At 68.5% G+C, this 12,025-nt stretch carries 13 protein-coding genes; 5 read left to right on the top strand and 8 right to left on the bottom strand.

The features are described from left to right. Positions 1–16 precede the first annotated feature (16 nt). The 4 genes from nhaA to mazG all read left to right on the top strand — a co-directional run bounded on the left by nhaA (position 17) and on the right by mazG (position 3,993). A complete protein-coding gene (gene nhaA, locus AC1DCG_RS09270) occupies positions 17–1,192 on the top strand; it encodes a Na+/H+ antiporter NhaA (RefSeq protein WP_477030141.1) in 1,176 nt (391 codons plus the stop codon). A 29-nt stretch (positions 1,193–1,221) separates the two neighbouring features. Beyond that, entirely contained in the window at positions 1,222–1,722 is a 501-nt protein-coding gene (locus tag AC1DCG_RS09265; RefSeq protein WP_477030140.1) for a hypothetical protein, read from the top strand. Positions 1,723–1,811: 89 nt separating this feature from the next. Then, positions 1,812–3,209 carry an MFS transporter gene (locus AC1DCG_RS09260; RefSeq protein ID WP_477037006.1) on the top strand — a complete coding sequence of 466 codons (1,398 nt, stop codon included), beginning with the start codon at positions 1,812–1,814 and terminating at the stop codon, positions 3,207–3,209. Further along, positions 3,163–3,993, top strand: coding sequence for a nucleoside triphosphate pyrophosphohydrolase (mazG, locus tag AC1DCG_RS09255; RefSeq protein WP_165255862.1), 831 nt, complete (start codon positions 3,163–3,165; stop codon positions 3,991–3,993). Before AC1DCG_RS09260 ends, mazG begins: the two co-directional genes overlap by 47 nt. 250 nt (positions 3,994–4,243) lie before the next feature. Here the strand turns inward: mazG and AC1DCG_RS09250 are convergent, their stop codons facing one another. The 8 genes from AC1DCG_RS09250 to AC1DCG_RS09215 are packed head-to-tail and all read right to left on the bottom strand — an operon-like array spanning position 4,244 to position 11,064. Beyond that, positions 4,244–4,654, bottom strand: coding sequence for a HesB/IscA family protein (locus tag AC1DCG_RS09250; protein ID WP_477030138.1), 411 nt, complete (start codon positions 4,652–4,654; stop codon positions 4,244–4,246). A gap of 8 nt (positions 4,655–4,662) precedes the next feature. Next, positions 4,663–5,013 carry an SUF system Fe-S cluster assembly protein gene (locus tag AC1DCG_RS09245; protein ID WP_165255866.1) on the bottom strand — a complete coding sequence of 117 codons (351 nt, stop codon included), beginning with the start codon at positions 5,011–5,013 and terminating at the stop codon, positions 4,663–4,665. Positions 5,014–5,017: 4 nt separating this feature from the next. Further along, positions 5,018–6,238 (bottom strand): aminotransferase class V-fold PLP-dependent enzyme, encoded by a 1,221-nt coding sequence (locus AC1DCG_RS09240; protein ID WP_477030137.1) that lies wholly within the window; start codon positions 6,236–6,238, stop codon positions 5,018–5,020. Then, positions 6,235–7,260, bottom strand: a complete 1,026-nt coding sequence (sufD, locus tag AC1DCG_RS09235; RefSeq protein WP_477041461.1) for a Fe-S cluster assembly protein SufD — start codon at positions 7,258–7,260, stop codon at positions 6,235–6,237. Before sufD ends, AC1DCG_RS09240 begins: the two co-directional genes overlap by 4 nt. After that, a complete protein-coding gene (gene sufC, locus AC1DCG_RS09230; RefSeq protein ID WP_477041460.1) occupies positions 7,260–8,009 on the bottom strand; it encodes a Fe-S cluster assembly ATPase SufC in 750 nt (249 codons plus the stop codon). The genes sufD and sufC overlap by 1 nt, the downstream gene beginning before the upstream one ends. Continuing rightward, positions 8,010–9,479: a Fe-S cluster assembly protein SufB gene (gene sufB, locus AC1DCG_RS09225; protein WP_116563600.1), complete on the bottom strand. Its 1,470-nt coding sequence runs from the start codon at positions 9,477–9,479 to the stop codon at positions 8,010–8,012. It abuts the gene before it with no gap. Continuing rightward, positions 9,479–10,615, bottom strand: coding sequence for a cysteine desulfurase family protein (locus AC1DCG_RS09220; RefSeq protein WP_477037010.1), 1,137 nt, complete (start codon positions 10,613–10,615; stop codon positions 9,479–9,481). The genes sufB and AC1DCG_RS09220 overlap by 1 nt, the downstream gene beginning before the upstream one ends. Beyond that, the gene (locus AC1DCG_RS09215) at positions 10,612–11,064 is read right to left on the bottom strand and encodes an Rrf2 family transcriptional regulator (protein WP_101711976.1); all 453 of its coding nucleotides are present in this window, start codon (positions 11,062–11,064) and stop codon (positions 10,612–10,614) included. Before AC1DCG_RS09215 ends, AC1DCG_RS09220 begins: the two co-directional genes overlap by 4 nt. 195 nt (positions 11,065–11,259) lie before the next feature. On the opposite strand from AC1DCG_RS09215, the gene AC1DCG_RS09210 reads away from it, so the two are divergent. Next, entirely contained in the window at positions 11,260–11,913 is a 654-nt protein-coding gene (locus AC1DCG_RS09210) for an alpha/beta hydrolase (RefSeq protein ID WP_101717897.1), read from the top strand. Positions 11,914–12,025 lie beyond the last annotated feature (112 nt).

Genomic DNA, 12,025 nt, shown 5'->3' with positions numbered 1-12,025 from the left:
CGAGTTGGGGGCCCTCATGCCGGCACGCGCCGTTTCCGCCCTGCGCGACTTCCTGCGCAGCGAATCCGCCGGCGGCGTGCTGCTGATGATCGCGGCGGCCGCGGCGCTGGTCGTGGCCAACTCGCCGCTGGCGGCCGGCTACTTCCACACCCTGCACGCCTATCTGGGCCCGCTGTCGGTCGAGCACTGGGTCAATGACGGCCTGATGGCGGTTTTCTTCCTGCTGGTCGGGCTGGAGATCAAGCGCGAGGTCGTGGCCGGCGAGCTGTCGACCTGGCCGCGCCGCGCCCTGCCCGGCTTCGCGGCCCTGGGCGGCATGATCGCGCCGGCGCTGGTCTATCTGGTCGTCGCCCGCGACGCGCCGGACGTCCGCGCCGGCTGGGCCATCCCGGCCGCCACCGACATCGCCTTCGCGCTGGGCGTGCTGTCGCTGCTGGGCCCGCGCGTTCCCGGCGCGCTGAAGATCTTCCTGGCGGCCCTGGCGATCATCGACGACCTGGGCGCGATCCTGATCATCGCCTTCTTCTACACCGACCACCTGACGCTATGGGCGCTGTGCGCGGCCGCCGGCGTGCTCGCCCTGCTGATCGCCTTGAACCGCCTGAAGGTCGCCGTCCTCTGGCCCTATCTGCTGCTGGGCGCGGTGCTGTGGTTCCTGTTCCTGAAGTCAGGCGTGCACGCCACCCTGGCCGGGGTGCTGCTGGCCATGACCATCCCACTGACCGGCTCGCGCGGCGAGCACTCGCCGCTGCACCGGCTGGAGCACGGCCTCAATCCCTGGGTGGCCTATCTGATCGTGCCGGTGTTCGGCTTCGCCAACGCCGGCGTGGCGCTGGGCGGCATGGACGCCTCGGCCCTCACCGCGCCGGCGACGCTGGGCGCGGCGCTGGGTCTTTTCATCGGCAAGCAGGTCGGAGTGATGGCCTTCAGCCTCGGCGCCATCCGCCTTGGCCTGGCGCGCCGCCCCACCGGCGTGACCTGGGGCGAGCTCTACGGCGTCGCCGTCCTGTGCGGCGTCGGCTTCACCATGAGCCTGTTCATCAACAACCTGGCCTTCCAGGACGCCCTGCTGCGCGAGGAGACCAAGATCGGCGTGCTGGCCGGATCGGTGGCCTCGGCCCTGCTGGCCTGGCTGGTCTTCTGCCTGCCGCGCGACAAGGCTGGCGCGCCGGGCCAAGCGGGTTCAAACTAGAACGGTCAGTTCAACGAGGAGCGTCGGCCATGCTGCGTTTCGTCCTCATCGCCGCCGCGGCGGCCGGCCTCGCCCCAGCCGCCGCCCTGGCTGGCGCGCCATCGGTCGCCCAGGTCGAGGTGACCATCGGCCCGGACCTCGCCGCCAAGGCCGACAAGCTGGGCGAGCGCGAGCTCGACTACCTGGCCCGCGACCTGCAGCGCACGGTCGAGCGGCGACTGCAGCGCGCCGGCGGCCTCACCCCGTCGGGCGGGCGACTGCGGCTGGTGATCGACGACGCCACGCCCAACCGTCCCACGCCGATGCAGCTGGGCCGCAAGCCCGGGCTGTCGATGGAAAGCTTCGGCGTCGGCGGCGCCGAGATCTCGGGCCAGTACGTCGCCGCCGACGGCGCCAGCACGCCGATCCGCTATCGCTGGTACGAGAACGACATCTGGCAGGCCCAGTACGTCGGCACCTGGACCGACGCGGGCACGGCCTTCGACCTCCTGGCCCGCCGCATCGAGGACGGCCGGTTCGTGAAGGACTGAACGGCGCTCGCTTGCCAGATCCCTCGACGCAGCGTCTGATCGCCGTTCAGTAGAGAGGGGCGCGGACGCCGCGCCCCGGGGGAGGAAGCATGACCGCTGCGCCACGACGATCCAACGCCGTGCTGGCCGCCTACGCCTCGCCGACCCTGCCGCTGGCGGGCCTTGGCCTGCCGCTCGTCGTGTACCTGCCCGAATACTATGTCAGCGAGCTTGGCCTTTCGCTGTCGGTGGTCGGCATGGCCTTCCTGCTGGTGCGCCTGGCCGACATCATCCTGGATCCGATCCTTGGCGGCCTGATGGACCGCACCCGCAGCAAGTGGGGCCGTTTCCGCCCCTGGCTGGCGGCCAGCGTGCCGCTGCTGATGGCCGCCTCCTATGCCCTGTTCATGGCCAGGCCAGGCATCGGCCCGGTGTTTCTCTGGTCGTGGCTGATCATCGTCTACATCGGCTTCTCGATGGCGGTGCTGGCCCAGACGGCCTGGGGCGCGGTGCTGTCGCCCGACTACCAGCAGCGCTCGCGCATCTACGGCTTCTGGAGCGCCGGCAACGTGGTCGGCATGATCCTGGTGCTGCTGCTGCCGCCGCTGGTGGCCTTCGCCTTCAAGGGCGACCACGCCGCGGGCGTGCAGGCCATGGGCTGGTTCATCATCGTGCTGATGCCGCTGACCGCCCTGCTGGCCGGCGTCGTCGTGGGCGAGCCGGCCGCGCCGACCCAGCGTCACGAGGCGGGCCTGAAACAGTACCTGGGCCTGCTCAAGCGCCCCACCGTGCAGAAGCTGCTGGCCGCAGACCTGCTGATGGGCCTGGCGCCGGGCATCGGCGGCGCGCTGTTCTTCTTCTTCTTCGAGCGCATCAAGGGCATCCCCAAGGACCAGGCCGGCATCCTGCTGCTGGTCTATTTCGTCGCCGCCCTGGCCGGTGCGCCGCTGTGGCCCTGGATCGCCAAGACCATGGGCAAGCACACCTCGCTGGCGATCGCCAGCATCATGTACGCCGTGTTCCAGGTCGCCGCCGTGATCACCCCCAACGGCGTCAACGCCTTCGGGATCGCGGTGCTGGTGCTGGCCGGCCTGCCCTACTCGGCAGCCCCGCTGCTGGTGCGCTCGATGATGGCCGACATCGGCGACGAGGAGCGACTGAACACCGGCGTCGACCGCACCGGCCTGCTCTACGCCATCGTCAACGGCACGGTGAAGCTGGGCTTCGCCCTGGCCATCGGCGTCTTCCTGGTGCTGGAAAAGCTCGGCTTCGACCCCAAGATCCCGAGCGCGCAAGGCGATACCGCCCTGATCGTGCTCTACACCGCCGTGCCGGCGGCGCTGGGCGTGCTGGTCTCGGTCATCATCGTGCGCTATCCGCTGGACGCCAAGCGCCACGCCGAGATCCGCGCCCAACTGGACGCGCGCGACGCGGCGGAAGCCAACGCCCAGACGAGCCCGCATGACCGCCTCTCCGACCCCAGCCCCGCGCCCTCTGCAGCTCAGTGAGGAGCACCCGCTCTTCACCCTCGTCGAGATCATGGCCCGCCTGCGCGACCCGCGGGACGGCTGCCCGTGGGACATCGAGCAGACCTTCGCCACCATCGCCCCCTACACGATCGAGGAGGCCTACGAGGTCGCCGACGCCATCGAGCGGGGCGATCTGTCGGACCTGAAGGAGGAACTGGGCGACCTGTTGCTGCAGGTGGTRTTCCATTCGCGGATGGCTCAGGAACAGGGGGCGTTCAGCCTGGAGGACGTGGCCCAGGCGATCTCCGACAAGATGATCCGCCGCCACCCGCACGTCTTCGGCGACCACGCCTATGACGATCTGGCCGACCAGAAGGCCGGCTGGGAGGAACTGAAGGCCCAGGAACGCAAGGCCAAGAAGAAGGGCGGCGTGCTGGACGACGTGCCCGCCGGCCTGCCGGCCCTGACCCGCGCCGTGAAACTGACCAAGCGCGCGGCGCGCGTCGGCTTCGACTGGCCCTCGACCGACGAGGTCCTGGCCAAGCTGGCCGAGGAAGTGGCCGAGCTGCAGGTCGAGATCGACGCCGGCGACCAGGCCAAAGCGCGCGAGGAACTGGGCGACATCCTGTTCGTCTGCGCCAACCTGGCCCGCAAGCTCGACGTCGAGCCCGAGGACGCCCTGCGCGCCACCAACGCCAAGTTCGCTCGCCGCTTCGCCTTCATCGAGGCCGAACTGGCCAAGGACGGGCGCACGCCAGACCAGTCGGACCTGGCCGAGATGGACGCCCTGTGGGACGCAGCCAAGGCGGCTGAAAGGAAGTAGTCGGCAGACGACGGCTGGAGCGCGAGCCGGCGCGCTCCAGACCCTAGGGCCCTTACTCAATTGAAGGGTCCAAGAAACTTGTCATCCCGGCCGAAGGAGCGCGCAAGCGATCCGTAGAGCCGGGATCTCCCACATCTGCAGTTTCGAAACGGTGGGAGATCCCGGCGCTCCGCTGCGCTACGGCCGGGATGACAAGATCATAAGTGGCTGAAAATGCTCGGCCGTGGATCAGATCAACTTAATCCAGACCCTAGTCCTCCAGCGCCTCGGGCGCGGGCTGGATGGTGACGCTCTCGCCACATCCGCAAGCATCGGTCTCGTTCGGATTATGGAACACGAACTTCGACGACAGCTTGGTGATCTCGTAGTCGATCTGCGTGCCGATCAGGAACAGCACGGCCTTCGGCTCGATCAGGATGGTGACGCCCTTGTCCTCGACGACCTCGTCGATGGGGCCCTTCTCCTTGGCGTATTCGAAGACGTATTCCTGGCCCGCGCAGCCGCCGTTCTTCACCCCCACGCGCAGGCCCGCATAGGCCTGATCGGGATCCTCGACCGCCTTGCGGTCCATGATCTCCTTCACGCGCGCGGCCGCGGCGTCGGTCAGGGTGACGACCTTGGGACGGGGGCGGCGCGGACGGGGGCTGACGGCGGCTTCCATGGCGTGCCTCAGAACATGTTCAGCTGCAGCTTGGCCTCGTCGCTCATGCGCGAGGGATCCCACGGCGGATCGAAGGTCAGGTCGACGTTGCACGACCGGATGCCGTCGATCTCCATCACCGCGTCCTTGACCCAACCAGGCATATCGCCGGCCACCGGGCAGCCCGGCGCGGTCAGGGTCATGTCGATGGCCACGTCCTTGTCGTCGCTGACGTCGACCTTGTAGATCAGGCCGAGCTCATAGATGTCGACCGGGATTTCCGGGTCGAACACCGTCTTCAGCTTCTCGATCAGCTGGTCGGTCAGGCGGTTCAGCTCGTCCTGGGACAGGGCCGTCGCGGCGGGGGCTTGGTCGGTCATCGGCTCAACTGAAGAAGCTGCGGGCCTTGTCCAGCGCGTCCACGAACGCGTCGGCCTCGGCAGGCGTATTATATAGGGCGAAGGAAGCGCGAGCGCTCGACGTCACCCCGAACCTTTTCATCAACGGCTCGGCGCAGTGGGTGCCGGCGCGCACGGCCACGCCGTAGCGGTCCAGCACCTGGGCCACGTCATGGGCGTGGGCGCCTTCGACGACGAAGCTCATCACCGCGCCCTTGCCGGGCGCCGTGCCGAGGATCCGCACGCCGTTGACGCCTTCCAGCCGGGCGGAGACCCGCTCGTACAGCGCATGCTCGTGGGCCAGGGCCGCGTCGCGATCGATGGTGTTCAGCCACTCTATGGCCGCGCCCAGGCCGACGGCTTCCAGGATCGCCGGGGTGCCGGCCTCGAAGCGATGCGGCGGGTCGGCGTAGGTGATCCTGTCGAGGCTGACCGAACCGATCATCTCGCCGCCGCCCTGATAAGGCGGCAGGGCCGCCAGGCGCTCGGCCTTGCCGTAAAGCACGCCGATGCCGGTCGGGCCGTAGAGCTTGTGGCCGGAGAAGACGTAGAAATCGACGTCCAGGGCTTTGACGTCCACCTTGGTGTGCACGATCCCCTGGCAACCGTCGAGCAGCACCGGCGCGCCGGCGTCATGGGCCAGACGCACGATCGTGGCCACGTCGTTGACCGTGCCCAGCACGTTCGACATGTGAGTGACGGCGACCATCCTGGTCTTTTCCGACAGCAGGCCCTGGAAGGCCTCCATGTCGAGGCGGCCGTCGTCGAGCACCGGAATGAACTTCAGGACGACGCCGTAGCGCTCGCGCAGGAAGTGCCAGGGCACGATGTTGGCGTGGTGCTCCATCTCCGACAGCACGATCTCGTCGCCGGCCTTCAGGCTGCGCCCGAAGGTGTCGGCCACCAGGTTCACCGCCTCGGTGGCGCTCTTGGTGTAGACGATCTCACCCACGTCGGCGTTGATGAACCGCGCGATGCTTTCGCGAGCCTTTTCATAGGCTTCGGTCGTTTCGTTGGCCAGCGTATGCAGGCCGCGGTGGACGTTGGCGTACGACGTGCGGGCCAGGCCCGTCATGGCGTCCAGCACCACGTCGGGCTTCTGGGCGCTGGCGGCGCTGTCCAGATAGATCAGCGGCTTGCCGTGCACCGTGCGCGACAGGATCGGGAACTGGGCGCGGATCGCCTCGACGTCGAAAGCGGCCGTCATTCGGAGCGCCCCAGCTGCTTGGCCACCCAAGCGGCGGCGATCTCGCGGGCGCCATCGTGCTCGATGCGCTCGACCACCTCGCCGACGAAGGCCTCCGTCAGCATCGCCCGCGCTTCCAGTTCGGGAATACCGCGCTGGCGGGCGTAGAACACCGCTTCCTCGTCCAGGGCGCCGATCGTGTTGCCGTGGGCGCACGAGACGTCGTCGGCGAAGATCAGCAGTTCCGGCTTGGCGTCGATCTCGGCCTTGTCCGACAGGATCAGGGCGTGGTGCCCCATGCGCGCATCGGTCTGGTCGGCGCCTTCGGCCACAATGATACGGCCCTGGAACACGCCGCGGGCCTGGTCGGCCACCATGCCCTTGGTCAGCTGGCTGGTGACGCCGTCGACGCCGCCGTGGGTGACCACGGTGGTCTGGTCGGCGTGGCGCTGGGCGTTCAGCAGATAGATCCCGTCCAGGCGCACCTGGGCGTGGGCGCCGGGATGGGCGACGTGGGTCTCGATCCGCTGGCGACGCGCGCCGCCGGTCAGGACGGTCTGGTTGAAGGTCGCGCCGGCGGAAAGCTCCACACGGGCGGTGACGACGTTGACCGCCTCGGCCTCGTCGTCGACCAGCACGATGCGGGTCAGGCTCGCGCCCTCGCCCACGGCGATGTCGAGCGCCACGTCGGTGACGTAGCCGGCCGCGCGGCCCTCATGGCTCTCCAGCAGGGTCAGGCTCGCGCCCGGCTCCACCACCAGGGCGTAGGACGCGGCTTGCGAGGCCTTGTCGGTCGCAGCCACGAAGCGCAGGCCCATGACCTCGCCCTGCCCGCTCGTGGCGACGTGGCGGCCGTTGACGAACAGGATCTCGCCATCGGTCAGGCCCGCGAACGGACCGRCCGAAACCACGCCGTCGAACTTCGGCGCGGGCTCGGGCAGCACGCGGATCAGGCCGCGCAGGTCGGTCCAGCGCCAGTCCTCGTCGCGGCGCGACGGCAGGACAGTGACGTCGCCGGTCTTGAGAGCGGTCGAAAGGCTCATCAGGCGGCGGCCCCGACGTACTTGTCGTAGCCCTCGGCTTCCAGCTGCAGGGCCAGTTCCGGGCCGCCCGAGGCGACGATGCGGCCGGCGGCCAGCACGTGCACACGGTCGGGTTTGATGTAGTCGAGCAAGCGCTGATAGTGGGTGATCACCAGCATGCCGCGCTCGGGGCTGCGCAGGGCGTTGACGCCTTCGGAGACGATCTTCAGGGCGTCGATGTCGAGGCCGCTGTCCGTCTCGTCGAGGATCAGGAACTTCGGCGACAGCATCGCCATCTGGAAGATTTCCATCCGCTTCTTCTCGCCGCCCGAGAAGCCGACGTTCAGGCCGCGCTTGAGCATCTCGAAGTCGATCTTCAGCGAGGCGGCCTTTTCCTTGGCCAGCTTCAGGAAGGCCGGGGCGGCGATCTCGTCCTCGCCGCGGGCGCGGCGCTGGGCGTTCACGGCGGTGCGGATGAAGGTCAGGGCCGGCACGCCGGGGATCTCCRGCGGATACTGGAACGACAGGAACACGCCCTTGGCGGCCCGTTCGTTGGGCTCCAGCTCCAGGAGGTCCTCGCCGTTCAGGCTGGCCGAACCTTCGGTCACTTCATAGCCGCCGCGGCCGCTCAGCACGTAGGACAGCGTCGACTTGCCGGCGCCGTTCGGACCCATGATGGCGTGCACCTCGCCGGCCGGCACCTCGAGCGTGACGCCCTTCAGGATCGGCTTGTCTTCGACGCGGGCGTGGAGGTTGTTGATCGAAAGCATTTAACCGACGGATCCTTCGAGAGAAATCGCCACGAGCTTCTGGGCCTCGACGGCGAACTCCATGGGCAGTTGTTGCAGCACATCACGGACGAAGCCGTTGACCAGCAGGGCCACGGCCTCTTCTTGGCTAAGCCCGCGCTGCTGGCAGTAGAACAGCTGGTCGTCCGACAGGCGGGTCGTCGTGGCCTCGTGCTCGAACACCGACTGGCCGTTGCGGGCCTCGATGTAGGGCACGGTGTGGGCCGCGCAGGTCTTGCCGATCAGCAAGCTGTCGCACTGGGTGAAGTTGCGCGCGCCCTTGGCCTTGGGGTGAGCCGAGACAAGGCCGCGATAGGTGCTGGTCGACTTGCCGGCGCTGATGCCCTTGGCGACGATCCGCGACTTGGTGTTGGCGCCCAGGTGGATCATCTTGGTGCCGGTGTCGGCCTGCTGATGACCGTTGGTCACGGCGATCGAGTAGAACTCGCCCGACGAACCCTCACCGCGCAGCACGCAGGACGGATACTTCCAGGTGATGGCCGAGCCGGTCTCGACCTGGGTCCACGACACCTTCGAACGATCACCGCGGCAGTCGGCGCGCTTGGTGACGAAGTTGTAGATGCCGCCCTTCCCCGTCTCCGGGTCGCCCGGGTACCAGTTCTGGACGGTCGAATACTTGATCTCGGCGTCGTCCAGCAGGACGAGCTCGACCACGGCCGCGTGCAGCTGGTTCTCGTCGCGCATCGGGGCCGTGCAGCCCTCCAGGTACGAGACGTAGGCGCCCTTGTCGGCGATGATCAGGGTGCGCTCGAACTGGCCGGAATCCTTGGCGTTGATCCGGAAATAGGTCGACAGCTCCATCGGGCAGCGCACGCCCGGCGGCACGTAGACGAACGAGCCGTCCGAGAACACCGCGCTGTTGAGGCAGGCGAAATAGTTGTCCGAGGTCGGCACGACGCTGCCCAGGTACTGCTTGACCAGTTCCGGGTGCTCGCGGATCGCCTCGCTCATAGAGCAGAAGATGACGCCGGCCTGGGCCAGCTCCTTCTTGAAGGTGGTGACGACCGACACGGAGTCGAACACCGCGTCGACCGCGTAGCGGGGCGCGCCCTCGACGCCGGCCAGCACGGCCTGCTCCTTCAGCGGGATGCCCAGCTTCTCGTAGACGGCCAGCAGCTCGGGATCGACCTCGTCCAGGCTCTTGGGCCCTTCCTTGGTCTTCGGCGCGGCGTAGTAGTAGGTGTCCTGGTAGTCGATCTTGGGATAGCTGACCTTGGCCCAGTCCGGCTCTTCAAGCTCGAGCCAGCGACGATAAGCCTCCAGACGCCATTCCAGCATCCACTCCGGCTCGTCCTTCTTGGCCGAGATGAAGCGCACGATGTCCTCGGAGAGCCCCTTGGGGGCGAACTCCTGGTCGATATCGGTCGTAAAGCCGTGCTCGTATTTCTCGAGCGCGGCGACGGTGTCGATCGTTTCCTTGACCGCGGCCATCACGCCACCTCCCGGCGCCGTGCGCCGATACGCTTCCAGGCGGCGAGCCAGGCGTCGCCGCACACAATCCAATCCGCTTCCGTACTCGCCCAGCCGCCGCTGACACGCAGCGCGAACGGGGCGAGATCGGAGCGGCCCATGGCCTCGACCACGCGACTGGCCTTGACCTTGCCCGACGAGCAGGCGCTGCCGGCGCTGACCATCACCCCGGCGAGATCCAGGTTCATGACCTGGACCTGCGAGGCGAAGCCCTCGGCGGCCAAACAAAGAGTTTGAGGCAGGCGACCAGCCCCCTCCCCGAGCACCACGCCGCCAGCGTCCTTGACCCGCTGGGCCAAGGCGTCGCGCCAAATGCCCTGATCGGCCGCCTGGGGCAAGTCCCGCAGGGCCGCAGCCGCCGCCGCGCCGAACCCGGCGATGCCCGCCACGTTCTCGGTGCCTGCACGGCGGCCACGCTCCTGGCCGCCGCCATGCTGGCGACGCACCACATTGGCCCGCGTGCCGGCGACCAGAGCGCCGACGCCCTGCGGGCCGCCGATCTTGTGGGCCGACAGCGCCATGGTGTCGGCGCCCAGGGCGGTGAAGTCGATGGCGATCTTGCCGGCCGCCTGCACGGCGTCGACATGCAGCAGGCCGTCGGCCGCGCGGACGATCGCCGAAGCCTCGGCGACCGGCTGGATGACGCCCGTCTCGTTGTTGGCCAGCATCAGGCAGACCAGCGTCCGCCCCTCGCCCGCCAGCAGGTCGGCCAGCTTGGAAAGGTCGGCGACGCCATGCCCATCGACCGGCAGGACCGCGACGGAAACGCCGCTGGCGGCGGCCGTCTCGACCACGGCGTCATGCTCGATGGCGCTGACGACGATGCGCCCGACGCCCGAAGCGACGGCGCTGTCGATGGCCAGGGCGTTGGCTTCGGTGCCGCCGCTGACGAAGGTGACCGAGCCGGCGACCACGCCGACCAGTTCGCCCACGGCCTTGCGGGCGGTCTCGACCACGTCGCGGGCGGCGCGGCCAAAAGCGTGCACCGAGCTTGGATTGCCGGCCAGGTCGAAGGCGCGCAGCACCGCCTCACGCGCCTCGGGGCGGATCGGGGCGGTGGCGTTGTAGTCCAGATAGATGGCGGGCTTGCTGGTCACGCCGCGACCTTCGCCTCCGGCCGCAGGCGCCCTTCCAGCACGTCGGCGACGGTCACCGAGGCCAGGTACGAATGGATCTGCCGGCCCATCTCTTCCCACAGGTCGTGGGTCAGGCACTTGGCGCCGCCGGCCATGCAGCCCTTGTGGCCGCTCTTGCCGACGCCGCAGCGCGTGGCGCGCAGAGGCTCGTCCACGGCCATGACGATGTCGGAGATGCGCGTGGCGCGGGCGTCGGCCGCCAGGCGATAGCCGCCGCCGGGCCCGCGGGCGCTGACCACCAGACCCTTGCGGCGCAGGCGGGCGAAAAGCTGTTCGAGATACGACAGCGAGATCTGCTGGCGGGCCGCGATCTCGGCCAGGGCCACCGCACGGCCCTCCGCCTCGTCCTGCTTGCGGGCGAGGTCGGTCATGGCCATCACGGCGTAACGTCCCTTCGTGCTCAGGCGCATCCGGCGCTCTCCCTTGCAGATTCCCCGCGCAACCGCATTTGCGTATGCTACAAGCCGCGACTTCGCGCCGCGCCCGGCAAGGGCGCTTCGCGCGATGCGGATTTAGGAAGACCAAGCGCGGCGGTCAAGTATTCCATGCGCCCTTCGCGGCGAATGGCGTGGCCCCCGACGCCCCAACTCGTGACGGGGATCTGAATGCCTGACGTTATTTTGACTGGCGCCGCGGGCCGTATCGAAGGCCGCTATTCGCCGGGCAAGACCGACAATGCGCCGATCGCGCTGATCCTGCACCCGCACCCCAAGGCCGGCGGCCACATGAATCACCCGGTGTCGGTGCAGCTGTACCACCTGTTCATGAAGCGCGGTTTTGCGACCCTGCGCTTCAACTTCCGCGGCGTCGGCCGCAGCCAGGGCGAGTTCGACAGCGGCATCGGCGAGCTGGCCGACGCGGCCACCGCGCTCGACTGGCTGCAGGCCAACAACCCCGCCGCCGCCCAGACCTGGGTCGCAGGCTACAGCTTCGGCGCCTATATCGGGATGCAGCTCTTGATGCGCCGTCCGGAAACCGACGGCTTCATCTCGGTGTCGCCGCCGACCAACATGTACGACTTCAGCTTCCTGGCCCCCTGCCCGGCCTCGGGCCTGATCCTGACCGGCGGCGCCGACACCGTCGTGCCGCCCGTCGAGGTCGAGCGCGTGGTCTCAAAGCTGCGCACCCAGAAGGGCATCGTCATCGACTACGAAGTCATCGACAAGGCCACCCACTTCTGGGCCGAGCACCTGCCGTTCGTCGAGCAGACCGTCGGCGGCTACATCGACAAGCGCCTGGAAGCCAACCCGATCCCGTAGGGGTCGCTGGTTTCAGGCTTCGAAGAGCCCGCTCTCGGCGACGAGGGCGGGCTTTTTGTTTGGTCATCCTGCGTCCTGCGCGGGCGCCTCAGGATGAGGAAATCGGTGCAGG

The sequence above is a fragment of the Caulobacter sp. 10L414 genome (assembly GCF_056395525.1).
This window is presented reverse-complemented; position numbering and strand designations above follow the sequence as displayed.

What these genes read in the sequence shown, in the direction of transcription:
- AC1DCG_RS09240 (WP_477030137.1), bottom strand. Translation starts at nt 6,238, where the DNA reads ATGACGGCCGCTTTCGACGTCGAGGCGATCCGCGCCCAGTTCCCGATC.
- AC1DCG_RS09245 (WP_165255866.1), bottom strand. Translation starts at nt 5,013, where the DNA reads ATGACCGACCAAGCCCCCGCCGCGACGGCCCTGTCCCAGGACGAGCTG.
- AC1DCG_RS09215 (WP_101711976.1), bottom strand. Translation starts at nt 11,064, where the DNA reads ATGCGCCTGAGCACGAAGGGACGTTACGCCGTGATGGCCATGACCGAC.
- AC1DCG_RS09250 (WP_477030138.1), bottom strand. Translation starts at nt 4,654, where the DNA reads ATGGAAGCCGCCGTCAGCCCCCGTCCGCGCCGCCCCCGTCCCAAGGTC.
- AC1DCG_RS09265 (WP_477030140.1), top strand. Translation starts at nt 1,222, where the DNA reads ATGCTGCGTTTCGTCCTCATCGCCGCCGCGGCGGCCGGCCTCGCCCCA.
- sufB (WP_116563600.1), bottom strand. Translation starts at nt 9,479, where the DNA reads ATGGCCGCGGTCAAGGAAACGATCGACACCGTCGCCGCGCTCGAGAAA.
- nhaA (WP_477030141.1), top strand. Translation starts at nt 17, where the DNA reads ATGCCGGCACGCGCCGTTTCCGCCCTGCGCGACTTCCTGCGCAGCGAA.
- AC1DCG_RS09260 (WP_477037006.1), top strand. Translation starts at nt 1,812, where the DNA reads ATGACCGCTGCGCCACGACGATCCAACGCCGTGCTGGCCGCCTACGCC.
- AC1DCG_RS09210 (WP_101717897.1), top strand. Translation starts at nt 11,260, where the DNA reads ATGCCTGACGTTATTTTGACTGGCGCCGCGGGCCGTATCGAAGGCCGC.